15 protein-coding genes are annotated in these 17069 nt (G+C 65.4%); 14 read left to right on the top strand and 1 reads right to left on the bottom strand.

What is annotated here, in order from left to right; translation table 11 throughout:
- Nucleotides 1-2: 2 nt before the first annotated feature.
- Genes B059_RS0104180 through B059_RS0104210 form a run of 7 tightly spaced genes read left to right on the top strand, consistent with a single transcriptional unit; the run spans nt 3 to nt 8126 of the window.
- On the top strand, nt 3-1922 hold the full coding sequence (locus B059_RS0104180) for an XrtA/PEP-CTERM system amidotransferase (protein ID WP_018076991.1): 1920 nt from the start codon (nt 3-5) through the stop codon (nt 1920-1922).
- Nucleotides 1919-3145: a TIGR04063 family PEP-CTERM/XrtA system glycosyltransferase gene (locus B059_RS0104185; protein ID WP_018076992.1), complete on the top strand. Its 1227-nt coding sequence runs from the start codon at nt 1919-1921 to the stop codon at nt 3143-3145. The genes B059_RS0104180 and B059_RS0104185 overlap by 4 nt, the downstream gene beginning before the upstream one ends.
- Nucleotides 3138-4397 carry a glycosyltransferase gene (locus tag B059_RS0104190; protein ID WP_018076993.1) on the top strand — a complete coding sequence of 420 codons (1260 nt, stop codon included), beginning with the start codon at nt 3138-3140 and terminating at the stop codon, nt 4395-4397. The genes B059_RS0104185 and B059_RS0104190 overlap by 8 nt, the downstream gene beginning before the upstream one ends.
- Nucleotides 4394-5242 (top strand): sulfotransferase family protein, encoded by an 849-nt coding sequence (locus B059_RS0104195; protein ID WP_018076994.1) that lies wholly within the window; start codon nt 4394-4396, stop codon nt 5240-5242. The genes B059_RS0104190 and B059_RS0104195 overlap by 4 nt, the downstream gene beginning before the upstream one ends.
- Nucleotides 5239-6615, top strand: coding sequence for a phenylacetate--CoA ligase family protein (locus tag B059_RS0104200; protein ID WP_018076995.1), 1377 nt, complete (start codon nt 5239-5241; stop codon nt 6613-6615). Before B059_RS0104195 ends, B059_RS0104200 begins: the two co-directional genes overlap by 4 nt.
- A gap of 9 nt (nt 6616-6624) precedes the next feature.
- Nucleotides 6625-6843 (top strand): hypothetical protein, encoded by a 219-nt coding sequence (locus B059_RS0104205; protein WP_018076996.1) that lies wholly within the window; start codon nt 6625-6627, stop codon nt 6841-6843.
- Entirely contained in the window at nt 6840-8126 is a 1287-nt protein-coding gene (locus tag B059_RS0104210; RefSeq protein ID WP_018076997.1) for a putative O-glycosylation ligase, exosortase A system-associated, read from the top strand. Before B059_RS0104205 ends, B059_RS0104210 begins: the two co-directional genes overlap by 4 nt.
- A 37-nt stretch (nt 8127-8163) precedes the next feature.
- Here the strand turns inward: B059_RS0104210 and B059_RS0104215 are convergent, their stop codons facing one another.
- Nucleotides 8164-9990, bottom strand: coding sequence for an asparagine synthetase B family protein (locus tag B059_RS0104215; RefSeq protein WP_018076998.1), 1827 nt, complete (start codon nt 9988-9990; stop codon nt 8164-8166).
- 111 nt (nt 9991-10101) lie between these two features.
- Here B059_RS0104215 and B059_RS0104220 point away from each other — a divergent pair, with 111 nt between their 5' ends.
- From B059_RS0104220 to B059_RS0104250, 7 genes are read left to right on the top strand one after another with little or no spacing between them, the layout of a single operon-like run.
- Nucleotides 10102-11028: a sulfotransferase family protein gene (locus B059_RS0104220; protein ID WP_018076999.1), complete on the top strand. Its 927-nt coding sequence runs from the start codon at nt 10102-10104 to the stop codon at nt 11026-11028.
- Nucleotides 11025-12218, top strand: coding sequence for a hypothetical protein (locus B059_RS0104225; protein ID WP_018077000.1), 1194 nt, complete (start codon nt 11025-11027; stop codon nt 12216-12218). The genes B059_RS0104220 and B059_RS0104225 overlap by 4 nt, the downstream gene beginning before the upstream one ends.
- Nucleotides 12215-13144: a glycosyltransferase family 2 protein gene (locus tag B059_RS0104230; RefSeq protein WP_018077001.1), complete on the top strand. Its 930-nt coding sequence runs from the start codon at nt 12215-12217 to the stop codon at nt 13142-13144. The genes B059_RS0104225 and B059_RS0104230 overlap by 4 nt, the downstream gene beginning before the upstream one ends.
- A gap of 4 nt (nt 13145-13148) precedes the next feature.
- Nucleotides 13149-14303: a glycosyltransferase family 4 protein gene (locus tag B059_RS0104235; protein WP_018077002.1), complete on the top strand. Its 1155-nt coding sequence runs from the start codon at nt 13149-13151 to the stop codon at nt 14301-14303.
- Between the two features lie 8 nt (nt 14304-14311).
- Nucleotides 14312-15178: a glycosyltransferase family A protein gene (locus B059_RS0104240; RefSeq protein ID WP_018077003.1), complete on the top strand. Its 867-nt coding sequence runs from the start codon at nt 14312-14314 to the stop codon at nt 15176-15178.
- 36 nt (nt 15179-15214) lie between these two features.
- Complete coding sequence (locus tag B059_RS0104245; protein WP_018077004.1) at nt 15215-15985, top strand: tetratricopeptide repeat protein; 771 nt, start codon at nt 15215-15217, stop codon at nt 15983-15985.
- Nucleotides 15986-16016: 31 nt separating this feature from the next.
- The gene (locus tag B059_RS0104250; protein ID WP_018077005.1) at nt 16017-17033 is read left to right on the top strand and encodes a glycosyltransferase; all 1017 of its coding nucleotides are present in this window, start codon (nt 16017-16019) and stop codon (nt 17031-17033) included.
- Nucleotides 17034-17069: the final 36 nt, after the last annotated feature.

Genomic DNA, 17069 nt, shown 5'->3' on the forward strand with positions numbered 1-17069 from the left:
TTATGTGCGGCATCACCGGTATTTTCGACACCAGCGGCGCGGACGAGATTCCGCGCGAACTGCTGCATCGCATGAACGAAACCCAGTTTCACCGCGGCCCCGACGAAGGCGGCCTGCATCTGGAGCCCGGCGTGGGGCTGGGGCACCGACGGCTATCGATCATCGACCTGTCCAGCGGCCAGCAGCCGCTGTTCAACGAAGACGGCTCGGTGGTGGTCGTGTTCAACGGCGAAATCTACAATTTCCAGGAACTGGTGCCCGAGCTCGAAGCGCTTGGCCACGTCTTCCGTACCCATTCCGACACCGAAGTCATCGTCCACGCCTGGGAGGCCTGGGGCGAAGCCTGTGTTGCGCGCTTTCGCGGCATGTTCGCGTTCGCGCTGTGGGACCGCAAGCAGGAAACGCTGTTCGTGGTGCGCGACCGTTTCGGCGTCAAACCGCTGTATTACGCTTTTCTCGACAGCGGCGAGTTCATTTTCGGCTCGGAGCTGAAATCGCTGATGGCGCATCCCTGCCTGGCGCGCGACATCGACCCGCTGGCGGTCGAGGAGTATTTCGCCTACGGCTACGTGCCCGAGCCGCGCACCATTTTCAAGCGCGCGTACAAACTGCCGCCGGGGTTCACGCTCACGCTCAAGCGCGGCCAGGCGCGCGCATTGCCCAGGCAGTACTGGGACATGCCTTTTACGCCGGTGGCGGTGAAGGACGAGGCCGACGCGATGGACGAGCTGGTCGAGCGGATGAAGGAATCGGTGCGCCTGCGCATGATCGCCGACGTGCCGCTCGGCGCGTTCCTGTCGGGCGGGGTCGATTCCAGCGCAGTGGTGGCGATGATGGCCACGCAATCCTCCACCCCGGTGAACACCTGCTCGATCGGCTTCGACGACCCGGCCTTCGACGAGATCGCGTTCGCGCAGCAGGTGGCCGACCGCTACCGCACGCGGCATCACGTCGAAACCGTCGCCGCCGACGACTTCAGCCTGGTCGACAAGCTCGCCCGGGTATACGACGAGCCCTATGCCGATTCGTCCGCACTGCCGACCTACCGGGTGTGCGAGCTGGCGAGGAAGCACGTGAAGGTCGCGTTGTCGGGCGACGGCGGCGACGAGCATTTCGCCGGCTACCGGCGCTACCGCTGGTTCCGCTACGAAGAACGCATGCGCGCTGCGATGCCGCTCGCGCTGCGGCGCCCGCTGTTCGGTACGCTCGGCAGGCTGTATCCGAAAGCCGACTGGGCGCCCAGGGTGCTGCGCGCCAAGACCACCTTCGAGGCACTGGCGCGCGATACGGTCGAGGGTTATTTCCACGGCGTTTCGCTGCTGTCGGATGCGCAGCGCAGACAGCTGTTTTCGCCGTCGTTCAAACGCGAGCTGCAGGGCTACGAAGCGGTGGAAGTGCTGCGCCGCCATGCGGCGGTGGCGCCCACCGACGATCCCCTGTCGCTGGTGCAGTATCTCGACATGAAGACCTATCTGGTCGGCGACATCCTCACCAAGGTCGACCGCGCCAGTATGGCACATGCGCTCGAAGTGCGCGAACCGCTGCTCGACCACGAGCTGATGGGCTGGGTGTCGGGGCTGCCCACCGATCTCAAGCTGCGCGGCACCGAGGGTAAATACCTGCTGAAAAAGGCGATGGAGCCGTATCTGCCGCACGACGTGCTGTACCGCCGGAAAATGGGATTCTCGGTGCCGCTGGCCGCCTGGTTCCGTGGCCCGCTGGCCGCCACCATTCGCGGCGTGGTGCTGGGCGAGCGGCTGGCTTCCACCGGCCTGTTCAATCGGGATTTTCTGCGCAAGGCGGTCGAGGCCCATCAATCCGGCCAGCGCGATTATTCGGTGATTCTGTGGACGGTGCTGATGTTCGACGCTTTCCTGGCGCAGGTGCTGGGCATGGACGACACGCAGCGCGAGGCGGCATGAAGATCCTGCACGTATTCGACCACACCCTGCCGCTGCATTCCGGCTATACCTTCCGCAGCGCGGCGATCCTGCGCAACCAGCGCAAGCTGGGCTGGCAGACCTGGCACCTGTCCGGCCCCAAGCAGATCGACTGCAGCGTGCTGGAAGAGGACGCCGACGGCCTGCATTTTTACCGCACGCCGAAACCGTCCGGGCTGCTCGCCCGGCTGCCAGGCGGCGACCCTTTCGCAGTGATGCGCGCGATTGAAAAGCGCCTGCTGGCGCTGGCACGCGAGCTACAGCCCGACGTCATCCACGCGCATTCGCCGGTGCTCGACGCGGTGCCGGCGATACGCGTCGGGCGCAAGCTGGGCATTCCGGTGGTGTATGAAATCCGTGCGTTCTGGGAGGACGCCGCGGTCGATCACGGCAGCACGAAAGAAGGCAGCCTGCGCTATACCCTGACGCGTGCGCTGGAAACCTGGGCGGTTAAAAATGCCGACGCGGTGACGGTCATTTGTGAAGGCCTGCGCCACGACCTCGTCGCGCGCGGCATCGCACGCGGCAAGATCACCGTCATCCCGAATGCGGTCGACATCGACCAATTCGCCGTCGGCGGCAAGCCCGACGCCGGGCTGAAGCTGAAGCTCGGTCTTGGCACCAGCCGGATGCTCGGCTTCATCGGTTCGTTCTATGCCTACGAAGGACTCGACCTGCTGCTCGATGCGCTGCCGGCGATTCTGAAACAGATACCCGACGTGAAGGTGCTGCTGGTCGGCGGCGGGCCGCAGGAGGCAGCCTTGAAACGGCAGGTGATGGCGCTCGATCTGAAAGAGCGGGTGGTGTTCACCGGGCGGGTGCCGCACGCCGAGGTGAACCGCTACTACGACCTGATCGACGTGCTGGTGTATGCGCGCCACCCGATGCGGCTGACCGAGCTGGTCACGCCGCTGAAGCCGCTGGAAGCGATGGCGCAGGGGCGGCTGATGGTGGCGTCCGATGTCGGCGGCCACAAGGAGCTGATCCAGGACGGCAAGACCGGCACGCTGTTCCAGGCGGGCAATGCCGGAGATCTCGCCAGCAAGGTGGTGGCGCTGCTGAAGTACGAGCAGGGCTGGGACCGCATGAAGAAGAACGGCCGCCAGTTCGTGGAATCCGAACGCAACTGGGCGGCCAGCGTGGCGCGTTATCGGGGGGTGTACGGCAGCCTCGTGAATCCGGGCATGGAGGCGGTGCTTGGCTGAGACAGGCACAGTTGAACCGCACCGGGTCGACCTGGTCGTGTTCAGTGCACTCTTCCCCAGCGTAGCACGCCCCGGCGCCGGCCTGTTCATTCGCGAGCGCATGTTCCGTGTGGCGCAGCATCGGCCGCTTGCCGTCGTTTCGCCGCAGCCGTGGTTTCCCGGCCAGTCGCTGATCCGCCGGCTGCGTCCCGGCTACCGTCCGCCGGCGCCGGCGCTGGAAATCCAGCAGGGCATCCGCGTCTATCATCCGCGCTTTCTGGCGCTGCCCGGGCTGCTGCGCCGGCTGGACGGCATGGCGATGGCGCTGGGCAGTTTTTTCCTGCTGCGCCGCCTGCGGGCCGAGGGCGCACGCCTGATCGATGCCCACTTCGCCTACCCCGACGGCGAGGCCGCTGTCCGGCTGGGGCGCTGGCTCGACCTGCCGGTGACGATCACCCTGCGCGGCACCGAAGTGCCGCATAGCCGCGATCCGGTGCTGCGCCCGCGCCTGGCACGTACGCTCAAGGCCGCCACGCGGGTGTTCTCGGTATCCGATTCCCTGCGCCGGCTGGCGCTCGAGCTCGGCGCCGCCGCCGAAAAAACCGAAGTCGTCGGCAACGGCGTGGATACCGGAATTTTCCAGCCGGTCGACCGGGCCGCCGCGCGCGCCAGGTTCGAACTGCCGGCCGGCGCGCACGTGCTGATCTCGGTGGGGGGGCTGGTCGAGCGCAAGGGCATGCACCGCGTCATCGACTGCCTGCCGGCGCTGCTCATGCGCCACCCGGATCTGCATTACCTCATCGTCGGCGGCGGCAGCCCGGAAGGCGACACGCGTCCCGAACTCGATGCGCAGGCTGCGCGGCTGGGCCTGGCCGGGCGCGTGCACTTTCTCGGCGCGCTGCCGCCGGAGGAGCTCAAGTGGCCGTTGTCGGCATCCGATGTGTTCGTGCTGGCGACCCGCAACGAAGGCTGGGCCAATGTATTTCTCGAGGCCATGGCCTGCGGCCTGCCGGTCGTCACCACCGACGTCGGCGGCAATGCCGAGGTGGTCTGCCGCGCCGAGCTCGGCAGCGTGGTGCCGTTCGGCGACGCGGCGGCCTTGCAGCAGGCGCTGGACGCCGCGCTGAATACGCACTGGAATCGCGCCGCGATCCTCGAATACGCCCGTGCCAATCAGTGGGACAAGCGCGTGGCGCAGCTGCTGGGTGCATTCGAGCAGGTGCTGGCGAGACCGCCGGAATCGATCCATCCAAGCGCCGCAGCCGCCGAATGACAAACCAGGCCAAACCCGCCACCGGCCATGACGCCCGCAGCCTGCCTGTGCGCATCCGGCATGCGCTGTGGCGGCACGCCAAGGCGCTGCGCCAGCGCGTGCTGCCGCGCCCGCTCGCGCAGCATGTGTTCGTTGCCGGGATGCAGGGCTCCGGCACCAACCTCTTGATGGACGTGCTGGATGCCAGCGCGATGACCCGGGTGTTCCACGAGACCGACCCGCGTGCGTTCGAGCGGTACGAGATGCGCGATCAGGCCGTGATCCGGCAGCTTGCGCTGCGATGCCCGGCGCCGGTTTTCGTGATCAAGGCATTGTGTGAACTCGATCGCGTCAAGGCCTTGATGGATGCGTTCGCGCCCGCGAAAACCCTGTGGGTCGTGCGCGACTGGCGCGACAGCGTCAGCTCGACGATCAAGTCTTTCGGCAATTTTGTGCCGCAATGGCAGCGTCTGGCGCATGGCGATGCAAGCGACTGGCGCGGACGCGGCATGTCGCCCGCCACCCGTGAACTGCTTGCCGCGCTGTACCGTCCGGAGGCCAGCGAAGCCGAGGGCGCGGCCATCATGTGGTTTTATCGCAATGCGCTGTTTTTCGAACAGCAGCTGGCCGCCGATGCGCGCGTGCGCGTCGTTTTTTATGAAGACATGGTGCAACAGCCGTTGCGTGAAGTCGCAGCGGTGTACGATTTTCTCGGCCTGCCTGGCTTCAATGCGGCGACTGCCGGGCGCATCCATGCGCGGTCGGTGAAGCGCCGCCGCCCGCCCGACATTGCGCCTGCCGTGATCGGCCTGTGCGACGAATTGCTGGAGCGCTTCAGGGCGCTGCCCCGGAGGACGCCGTCATGAGCGTTCCCGCCTGGCTTGCCCGCGGCGTGTTTCGCGCCCAGGAGGCGGCGATGCAGCGGCCGACCTTCGCCGTGCTTGCCGAACTGGAACGCACGCAATGGCTGTCGCGCAGCGAGATGCTGGATTATCAGACCGGGCATCTCAACGTGTTGCTGCAGGGCGCCCTGGCGCACAGCCCGTGGCATGCGGACAGGCTGCAGGCCGCCGGGCTGGCCGATGCCGTCAGGGCCGGGGCGGTGTTGCCGAGCGACTTGCCGCGCCTGCCGACGATGGACAAGCGCGACGCCCGCGACAACGTCGAGCGGCTGGTGTGGCGCGCCGCACCGGGCGGGGTGTTCCCCTACACCACCGGCGGTTCCAGCGGCGAGCCGCTGATTTTCCATTTCGGCCGCGCACGCCAGGCTGCCGACGCCGCCGGGCGGCTGCGCGCGCGCCGCTGGTGGGGCGTCAATCCGGGCGAGCGTGAGGTGTACCTGTGGGGCGCACCGGTGGAGTTGAACAAGACCGACCGCATCAAATCCCTGCGTGACCGCCTGGTCAACCAGTTGCTGCTGAATGCGTTCGAGATGTCGCCTGCGCGCATGGACGATTACCTGCAGGCGATCCAGGCATGGAATCCGAAAGCGATTTACGGCTATGCCAGCAGCCTGGCGCTGCTGGCCGCCCATGCCGAAGCGCGCGGCAGCCGGCCGAAGCTGGCCGCATTGCGTGTGGTGAGCAGCACAGGCGAGCCGCTGTTTCCGCATCAGCGCGAGTTGATCGAACGCGTGTTCGGGGTGCCGGTCTCGGTCGAGTACGGCGCCCGCGATGCCGGGCTGATGGCGCTGCAGGCGCCGGAGGGGGCGCTGCTGCAGATGAGCGAGACGCATCTCATCGAAGTGCTGGATGCGGCGGGCAATCCGGCAGAGGAAGGCGAGGCGGTGATCACCTGCCTGGTGTCGGCGGCGCAGCCCTTCATCCGCTACCGCACCGGCGATGTGGTCAGGCGTTCGGGGCGGGCCGACCCCGGCGGTCGCGGTCTCGCCGTGCTGGATGCGGTGGTGGGGCGGCAGACCGATTTCATCGTCGCCGCCGACGGCCGCATCATGCATGCGCTGGCGGTAATTTACGTGCTGCGCGCAATCCCCGGCGTGGGCCAGTTCAAGCTGATCCAGCACGCGGTCGACCGGCTGGAGGTGCAGGTGGTGCCGGATGCGCGCTGGAGCGACGCAGCGCGCGAGGCGATCCTGCATGGGTTGCGTGCACGTCTGGGCGCCACGCTGGTCGTCGATCTGAACATGCTGGATACGATCGCGCCGGAAGCCTCGGGCAAACACCGCTACGTCGTCAGCCACGTCCCCCTGCACGGTGCGCTGGCGCAAGCTGTTGCCTGAATCGCGCGCATGAAACCGGCCGCCTGGTTCGAACTGCCGATGCGCCGCGAACCCTGGTGCCCGCCGGCCCGGATCAGGCGCAACCGGCGCACGGCGGAGAGCGAGCCTGCCCTGCGCGCTGCGTTGCAATTGTGTACCCTGAATGCTGAATACCTTGCCGATGCCCTGATGATGAATATGGCGGACATCACGATTTCACCGATGGCGCAGAAAACCCAATCCGTATGAGAGACCTATTCATTACCGGCCTGATTTTCGGCCTGCTTCCTTTCGTGTTCAAGCGCCCCTGGCTGGGGATCCTGCTGTGGTCGTGGCTGGGCTACATGAATCCGCACCGGCTGGCGTGGGGATTTGCCTACAATCTGCCGTTCTCCATGATCGTCGGCCTGGTCACCATCGTGGCTTTCATGGCATCGAAGGAGAAAAAGGAGATGCCATGGACGCGGGAAACCATCGTCCTGCTGATCTTTGTCGGCTGGATGCTGTTCACTACCTTTTTTGCCTTCTACCCTGATACGAGCTGGCAGCAATGGAACAAGGTATGGAAGATCCAGCTGATGATCTTTCTCACCGCGCTCATCATCACCGACCGCAACAAGCTGCACTGGCTGATCTGGATCATCGCCCTGTCTTTCGGCTTTTATGGCGTCAAGGGGGGAATCTTCACGATCACCAACGGCGGGGCCTACCGGGTGCAGGGGCCCAGCGAAACCTTCATTACCGGCAACAATGAACTGGCATTGGCACTGGTCATGACGATTCCGCTTATCCGTTACCTGCATCTACAGGAAACCCGCAAGTGGATCCGGATCGGGCTGGCCAGCGCCATGGTGCTGACCGGCGTCGCGGCTATCGGCAGCCAGTCGCGTGGCGGTCTGGTGGCGATGCTGGCGATGGGGCTGTTCCTGTGGCTGAAAAGCCGCAACAAGCTCGTCACCGGCATTTACATGGCGATCGCCATCGGCATCATGGCATCGGTCATGCCGCAGGAATGGTATGACCGCATGAACACCATCAACACCTATGAACAGGATCAGTCCGCGCAGGGGCGGATCAACGCCTGGCACACCGCGTTCAATGTGGCGAAAGACCGCATCACCGGCGGCGGCTTCGAGATGTGGCAGCCGCCGGTTTTCCGCCAGTACGCGCCCGACCCGTTCAACGTGCGTGACGTGCACAGCATTTATTTCGAAATCATGGGCGAGCAGGGGCTTATCGGGTTTGGCCTGTTCATGCTGCTTGGAATACTGGCCTGGATCCGTGCCCAGCAGATCATCAAGCGCTGCAAGAATGATCCCGCCAGGAAATGGGCGGCGGATCTTGCGGCCATGATCCAGGTGAGCCTGGTGGGATATGCAGCGGGTGGCGCTTTCCTCGGGATGGGGTATTTCGACCTGCCGTACCATCTGATGATCATTCTGGTGCTGGTTGCTAAATTCTCCGGCGTGCTGGAGAAACAGGCCGCGCCTGTCGTGACGTTTGCCAGCCGGCGCGAATCGCGGACCGGGTAGTGCGGCACTGCTGGCTGGAGGCTGCTGAGGGCAGGATTCAGTGTTCGTTCGCCTGCAACCATTGCTCCAGCATCATGGTCAGCCAGATCATTACGCCGTAATAGCTGGCATGCGGGCCGCGCTGCATGGCGAGCATGTGATCGAGATACGCCGGCCGGATCCAACCGCGCTGCTTGAAGTCCGACAGGCTGTCGCCGACGAGTTCGCCGAGCGGGGCGTATTGCGTGCTCCATACCCCGAACGGCAGGCCGAAGCCGTGCTTGGTCTTGTTGATGATCTGTTCCGGCAGCAGGTCGCGCAAGGCTTCCTTGAAGAACCAGCGCAGTTTCTGCCCGCGCACCTTGTAATCCACCGGCAGATGGTTGGCGAAGGCCACCAGGCGGTCGTCGAGCAGCGGGTAGCGCACCTCGATGCCCGCCGCTTCGGTCATGGTGCCCACCTTGCGCAGATCGTTGTCCGCCAGGGTGAATTTCAGGTCCAGATGCATCATGCGGTTGATGTAATGGTCCGACGCCGTGCGTTCGTAGGTTTCGGTCAGTGCGGCGCCCGGTGCCGAAGGGTCGACGGCGTCGATGAAGTCCGCGGCGAAAATCTGCCCGAGTGGGGTGCGATGCAGGAAATTGTAGGACTCCAGCCGCAGCGGCAGGCCGACCTTGGCCTGGTCGACATAGCTTTTCAGTTTGGCAAGCGGGAAGCGGTTGGACAGGCCCGGCAGCAGCGTCAGCGGCTCGATCGCCCCGTACCGCAGCAAAGCCGGCAGGCGGGTGTAGGTCTCGAACAGGCGCTGCTTGGCGTAACGCACGTTGCCGCCGAAGATTTCGTCGCCGCCGTCGCCCGCCAGCATGCGTTCGAACCCTGCTTCGCGCGCCGCCTGAGCGCAGAAATAGGTCGGCACGGCCGAGGCGTTGCCGAACGGTTCGTCGTATTCGCGCGCGATGACGGGGATTGCGGTCACGATGTCGGCGGGCTTCAGATAGTACTCGTGGCGCCGGCTGTCGTAGCGGTCGGCGGCGCAGCGGGCGTATTCCATCTCGTCGAATCCCGCGGCGTCGAAGCCGATGGAAAATGTGTCGACCGGGGCTGCCCGCGCGGCGGTGAGGGCGCCGACCACGGTGGAACTGTCGGTGCCGCCGGAGAGAAATGCGGCAGTGGCAGGCGCATCGGCGTCGCGTACCGCCTGATCCAGGATGGCGCGAAAGTTGCGGCGGTGACCGTCGAAATCGGCATCGACCGCGGCGTAGTCCGCCTGCCAATAAAAGCCGCTGCGGAGCGCGCCGTTTTTCAGGGTGATGATCTGCCCCGGCAGCAGCTTGCGCACGCCCTGATAGAGGCTGCGTGGCGCGGGGAGGGTATGGAAATACAGGTAATCGTAAATCGCCTGCGGATCGATGTTGCGCCCAACGGCAGGGTGGGCGGCCACGTTCTGCACGCTGCTGCCGAACACCAGATGGCCGCCGCGTTGGGCGTAACACAGACGTTCGGCGCCGACGCGGTCGAGCGCCAGACAGGCTTTCTTTTTCAGCGGCTCGATGACCGCGAAAGCGAAATTGCCGTGCATCAGCGTCGGCAGCTTTTCGCCGAAGCGCATCCAGCCGTACGCGACCGCCATGGCCGGATTCTGGTCGCGCGCGATCAGCGCCAGTTCATCGTCCAGAAAACGCGGACGTCCATAGAGCGCAGCGACGAGGCCGTTTTCAACGTGGATGTCGGCCTTGCCAAAGCGCGAACACGCTGCCACCCCCAACATCTGGCTGCTGTGCTGGTGCAGCAGCCCCTCCGGCGACAGGCAGGCCGCGCGCCCCATGTGCCTGATCAGATCCTGATGGGCGCCGTGATCGCCCAGCCAGCCAAAAATGCCATCCATGGTGTGTTGTGTCTGCGTGATACGGGATAATGTCCGCCAATATAAACGAGCTTGCCGCCGGGCACGAATCCTGTGTGCCCTGGGCATCCGATTGATACCGACAGAAAGCGCATGAGTTTGAAGGAATTTTTCGACAAGGTGACGAAAACGCTGGTGTTCCATGCGCGCCGGGTGCGCCGCGGCCTGCGCGGGGTGCGCTGGGGAATGTCGCGGCGTACGGCGGAGCGGCCCATCATCGTGGTCGGCTGCTCGCGTGCGGGCACCACGCTGGTCTACAAGACTCTGTCCGAGTCGCGCGAAATCGGCAGCCTGCAACGCGAAACCCACGACTACTGGACCGGCCTGCATCCGCTGGCCGACAAGAACTGGGATACCCACGGGCTGGACGCCGGCGATGCCAGCCCAGCGGACCGCGCTGCCGTCAGTCGCTACTTTTACCGCTGGACCGGCCGTCACCGCTGGGTCGACAAGAACAACCAGAACGGCCTGTGCGTGCCCTACCTGCGTGCGCTGTTTCCCGATGCCGTGTTCGTTTTCGTCAAGCGCAGCCCGGGTGACAATCTCAATTCCCTGATCGAGGGCTGGAAAAAGCCGGACGAATTCGCCACCTGGTCGAACGATCTGCCGGCGACGGTGGCAGTGGAAAACGGGCAACTGCAACAGTGGTGTTTCTTTCTTGCCGAGGGCTGGCGCAATTATGTGGACGCGCCGGTCGAACAGGTTGCCGCGTTTCAGTATGCCGTCGTCAACCGGGCCATTCTCGATGCCAGGGACGGCGTGCCCGCCGGGCAATGGGTCGAGGTGTTTTACGAGGATTTCCTGCGCGACCCGGTCGCCACCTTCCGACGGATATTCGAAGGCTGCGGGCTGGCCTTCGATGCGCGCCTGCAGGCGCATTGCGCCGAGGTGCTCGACATCCCCTACAACGCCTTTTCCGAGATCCGGCTGGATAAATGGAAGGACGGCCGCAACCGGGAAAAAATCGAGCGGGTGCTGCCGCAAGTGGCGGAGGTGGCCGCCCGGATGGGATATCGATGATGGCGGCGGCGCTCATTTTTGCGGTGCTGCTGCTGGTGTGGACAGGGGTGCTGCTGGTGTTTGCCGCGCCGCTCGCCGCACGCTGGCGCGAGCCGGTGCTGCGCCAGCCGGTGCTCATCATCGAAAGCGATGACTGGGGGGCCGGGCCGCTGGCGCAGGCCGACGCATTGCGCTGCCTGGCCGCGTCGTTGCAGCGCGTGCGCGATCGCAGCGGGCGGCCGGCCGTGATGACGCTGGGGGTGGTGCTGGAAGTGCCCGACGGCACGCGCATCGCAGCGGCCGGCTGCACGGAATACCACGCACTGACGCTTGCCGATGCCCGCTTCGATGCCGTCCGGGCAGCGATGATGGACGGCATCCGGGCGGGCGTGTTTGCGCCGCAATTGCATGGCCAGTGCCACTATTGGCCGCCGGCGCTGCTGGCCGCCGCACAGGCGGATGCGGACGTACGGGCCTGGCTCACCGCAGCCGAACCCGCTGCAACCGAGGACCTGCCATCGCATTTGCAAAGCCGCTGGATTGATGCTTCCGTCCTGCCGTCGCGCGCGCTGGCGCCGGCGGTGATGCGGCAGGCCGCCGCCGCCGAGGCCGCCGGTTATCGGGCCATTTTCGGCAGCGCGCCGCAGGTGGCAGTCGCCACCACGTTCGTCTGGAACGACGCGATCGAGGCCGCCTGGACGCAGGCAGGAATCGAAGCCGTCATCACGCCGGGCCGCCGCGCCACCTGCCGCAACGCCAAAGGGCAACCGGACTGCGTGGATGCCACGATGCTGACGGGCGAGCGGGCGTCAACGGGGCCCACCTACCTGGTGCGCGACGTGTATTTCGAGCCGGCGCTTGGGCAGCCGCCGCAGCGTCTGCTGGAAGGCCTGCAGGCGCGCACGCGGCAGGGCCGCGCCTGCCTGGTCGAAACCCATCGCTTCAATTTCCTGCAGGCGCCGGACGCCAGCCTTGCCGCCCTGGAAACGGGACTGACGGCCGCGCTCGCCGCCAGCCCCGGCCTGCGCTTTCTCTCGCCGCTGGAACTGGCGCGCGCCGTGCGGGAGCGCGACCCGGCCTGGGTCGAGTCCCGGCTGCGGCCGCGCGTCGCCGCCTGGCGTGCGCGCCTGGACGAGATCCCGCGCTTCCGTCGCCTGGCGCAACTCACTGGCCTGGCGTTGCCGCTGGCCTGGCTGGAGCGGACGGCGTGACGCCGCGCTTCTCGGTCGTCATTCCCGCGTTCAACGCCGCCGCCACGCTGGCGCGCGCGATCGAATCGGTGCTGGCGCAAAGCTGGCCGGCATACGAAATCATCGTGATCGACGACGGCTCGACCGATGCCACCGCCGTGGTCGCGCGCCAGTTCGGCGGCGCCGTGCGCCTGATCCGGCAAAACAATAGCGGCGTCTCGGCGGCGCGCAACGCCGGTGCGGCGGCTGCCCGCGGCGACTGGCTGGCGTTTCTCGACGCCGACGACTGGTATGCGGACGATCGCATCAAGCTGCATGCGGAATGGATCGCCGAAGATGCCACGCTGGATTGCCTGACCGGCGATTACGAATATCGCGATGCGGCAGGCGGCTTGCTCGGCACCTCGATGGCGCAGCACCCGTCGGGGCGCCTGCTGCTCGCCAAGGCCGCAGGCGCGATGCGGGTGGTGATGGAAACCCCGGCCGAGATGGCCGCCTTCGCGGCCGATCATTTCGGTGACACCCATACGCTTTCCGTCCCGTGCGCCCGCTTTGTCGAACTGGGCGGCTATCCGATCGGCTTCAAGGTGTGCGAGGACGTGCATTTCCTGACCCGGCTGCTGGCAGGCAGTCGCCGCATCGGCGTGATTTGCCAAAGTCTCGGCGTCTATGTGATCCACGGCGGCAGTGCCACTCGCCGCGACCCGGTGGCGGCGCAGCGGGAGAACGTGCGCACCCTCGCCGATCTGGCGCAGCGGGCGGAAAATTTCCCGGCGCCGGTCAGGCAGGGCGTGGCGGCGCGGATGCAAAACGCCCGCTACAACCTTGGCTGTGCCTTGAGCAAAAACGGCCAGCGGATTGCGGCCGTCGGCGCCGTATTGCCTTCATTGGCGGCGCGCCCGGGCTGGCAGAGCCTGCGCAACGTGCTGTCGATGCTGAGGGGGTGACCGCTTGAACCGCCTGCTGGTGCTGACCGAATTGTTTTTGCCGACCAAGGGCGGTACCGCCGTATGGGCGGCCGAGGTGTACAAACGCCTCGGCGGCAAGGAAATCCATATCGTCACCGCCGAGGTGCCGGGCGCGGCCACGGTCGATGCGCGGCACCCCAACACCATTCATCGCCTGAACCTCAAGCGTGTGGCCTGGCTACGCCCCGAGTCGCTGGTGATGTACGCACGCTTTTTCTTCAAGTCGCTGGCACTGGCGCTGACCCACCGCTTCGATGCGATCCATGCCTTCCGCGCGCTGCCCGAAGGGCTGGTGGCGTGGGCGGTGGCGCGGCTGACCCGGCGCCCGGTGGTTGTCTATGCCCACGGCGAGGAGCTCACCAGCTGGGGAAGCGGCGGCAAATACAAGGCCATGCGGTTTGCCCTGCGCCATGCCGACCGGGTCGTCGCCAATAGCGAGCATACGCGCGCCACCCTGCTTGCCATGGGGGTCACCGCGACCCGCATTGCCGTCATTTATCCCGGTGTCGATGTGTCGGTGTTCCGGCCAGGACTGGGCGTCGAGGATTTGCGTAAAGACCTGGGGATCGGCCGCGACGACAAGCTGGTGTTCTCGGTCGGCCGGCTGTCGCGCCGCAAGGGCTTCGATCAGGCGATCCGTGCCGTGGCACGGCTGCGCAGCGAAGGCATTGCAGTGCGCTACGTCATCGCGGGAATCGGCGAGGACGCCGATTATCTCGACGGTCTGATTGCGCAACATCGTCTGCAGGGCATCGCCCACCGCATCGGCGCGGTGGAGGAAGCCGATCTGCCGCGCTGGCTGAATGCCTGCGACGTGTTCGCCATGCCCAACCGCGACATCAACGGCGACAATGAGGGCTTCGGTATGGTGTTCATCGAGGCGGCCGCCTGCGGCAAGCCCAGCCTGGCAGGCGAAGCGGGCGGCACCGGTTCGGCGGTGCTGCACGAGCAGACGGGCCTGCGGGTGGATGGAACCTCGGTCGAGGCGGTGGCGGACGGCCTGCGCAGCCTGCTGACGCAGCCGGCGCAGACCTGCGAATGGGGGCAGCGCGCGCTGCAGCGGGTCGAGCGCGAATTTGCCTGGGAACGCGTCGCCGACAAGACCCACAAGCTGAGCCTGAACGCAAACGAACCTTGACTCTGTCTATGACCGACACTACGCAAGCCTGGCCCGTCGCCGTCTTTGCCCACAACGAGGCACGCAACATCATCGCCTGCCTCGACAGCCTGCGTGCCGCCACCGGCCATCCAGCCGAATGCTACGTACTGGCCAACGCCTGCGCCGACCGTACCGAAGCCCTGGTGCGCGAATACAGCGCCAGCCATCCCGGCGTGCACCTGGTATCGATCGCGCTGGGCGACAAGGCCAACGCCTGGAATGTGTTCGTGCATGAAGTCGCGCCACGCGGCGCGGCGCACTATTTCTTCATCGACGGCGACGTGCGCGCCACTCCGGGTTCGCTCGACGCCATGGCGCAGGCATTGATGCTGCATCCGCAGGCCAACGGCGTATCGGCGCTGCCCCGAAGCGGTCGCGGCGTTGCCGCATTTCAGCGCGACATGCTGAAGGACAACGGCATCGCCGGAAATCTGTATGGGCTGCGCGGCGATTTCGTCGAACGCATCCGCGCCCGGGCCGTCAAAATGCCCGTCGGCACCATCGGCGAAGATGCCTTGATGGGGGCGATGCTGAAATGGGATTTGCGCGGCGACACGCGCTGGGACGACAGCCGGGTGACCGTGGCCGAGGCGGCCGGCTTCGAATTCGATTCGGTTTCGCCGTGGCTACCGCGCGAATGGAAGAAATATTTCCGCCGGCGCGTACGCTACAGTATAAGGGGTTACCAGAACCGCATGCTAGGGCGGGCGATCCAGCCTGGCGGGTTCGAGGCGCTGCCGCAGCACGTGGGCGACTTGTATCTGCGCTATCCTGAGTTGCTGACATTGGGCTGGCGCGGCGCCGATTCCGTGTTTGACTGGCTGGCCATTCGTGAAATCAAGGCAGCCCGATGAGCGGAATGCCTGTTTGAAGCAAGAGGACCCGATGCCATGATCCGTTCCGCCAAAATCCTCCTGGCCCTACTCGCCGGCCTGCCGACGGCGGTCGCGCAGGCCAATTGGCTGCCCAGCCCGGCCGATATGGCGGCGCTGCCGCCGTATTGCGCAGCGCGGTTCAACGAAGGTTCGGATGCCTTCCGGACCTGGCGTTCGAATATGGGCGGGGATTTTATTCACGTCCACCACTACTGTGCCGGACTCAATTTCCTCAACCGCGCGCGCGGCAACTTCACCCCTGGCCGCAACGACGGACTGGTGGCCGCAGTGCGCGAGTTCGACTACGTGCTGTCGCACGCCAGTCCCGATTTCTACCTGCGGGGGGAAATCTTGATGAACCGCGGCGTTGCGCTGTCCTTGATGAAGCGCGATGGCGAGGCGGTGAGCAACCTGCTCGAGGCGATCAGGCTGGATGCGCGGCAGTCACGCGCCTATATGACGCTGGCCGACTTGTACGACAAGCAGAAGAACCGAGCCAAGGCGCTGGAAACCGTGAGTGAGGGCCTGCGCCAAAATCCGGGCACCAGGAGCCTGCAGCGGCGCTATACCGAGCTGGGCGGCAAGCTGCCGTATCCGGAACCCGCTGTGGCCGCGGCGGCAACGATCGAAGCGGCCAAACCCGCAGCTGAACCGGCTGCGGCGCAACCGGTCGAGCCAGCCCAGGTCGACACCCCGACCGCATCCGGTGCGCCAGTTGCCGAACCGAGCGCCCCGCCCAAGATCGGCTCGCCGCAGAATCCCTACTGCCGCTTCTGTCCGGATTGAAGCCGGCGTCCTGAGCACGGAGCAGGCTGTGATGTTGCCATGGAAAGTGAGGCATGCATCGAGAGTGGCGCAGAACGCGCTCGCCTACTTCAAGAACAGGATGCATGGCGCGTTCACGGCGAAGCAGGGCGAGAAGACGATAGTCTTTTGCTGCAAATTCCACGGTACCACCGGCGCCACCATCGCCATCGCACGGATCGCGAATTTGTTCGCGGACAAGTACGCGGTCTGTTTCATCGCGAGCCCGGCCAGCGACTACAACCCCATGCTGGGAAGCAAGGTGCGGATAGCGTCCTGGGGCATGCTGCAGAAGCGCACGTTCGATTTGTATGTGTGTGACGGGCACATGGATGTCGCCTTTTTCTCCAGAATGGCGGCAGAGGGCAGGCGCTCATTGCTGACAATCCATGGGGTCTTAGGCAAGGAAAATAAGCTTGAGAAGGTATTTCTAGCGACCAAGTCCCACCTGGTCAGCGAGATCCAGTTCATGCATCACGAGGTCGACCCTTCTCGCTACTTCGTGATCCCGAATTATTGCGAGAAGGTCGCCAAGACACGGCATGTTGGAAATGTGGGTGTCGTGGGGCGGGTGGCCGACCCGAACAAGAATGTTCCGGAGGCATTGTCGATCGCAGAGGCGTCCGATGCGCGGATGGTTCATGTGTGGGGCGGGAGCGATTCCGGCAGCGCAGGGGGGCGGGTGCGTTATCACGCGTGGACACGCAGAAAGAAAAAAATTTACGATTCCTTCGACGTCCTGGTTTCAATGTCCAGACAGGAATCGATGGGGCTGACGGTGATCGAGGCAATGTCCTGCGGGATCCCCTGCGTTCTATCCGACATACCCGGATTTCGTATTTACAAGGACTGTCCGGGCATCGCGCTTGTCCCCCTGGGGGACAAGGATGCCGCTGTTCGCGAGGTCAATCGTTTCCTGAACGCCGACCCCGAACTCGGGCGGCAGATGGAAACCTACTGGAAAGCGCATTATTCCCGGGATGCCGTGGCTCAAAAATGGTTTAAGGAAGTCCGCGCGCTAGTTTCTTGAACACACCGTGCGCATTCCGGCAACACGGCATGCAAG

Source organism: Thiobacillus denitrificans DSM 12475 (assembly GCF_000376425.1).
GTDB lineage: Bacteria > Pseudomonadota > Gammaproteobacteria > Burkholderiales > Thiobacillaceae > Thiobacillus > Thiobacillus denitrificans.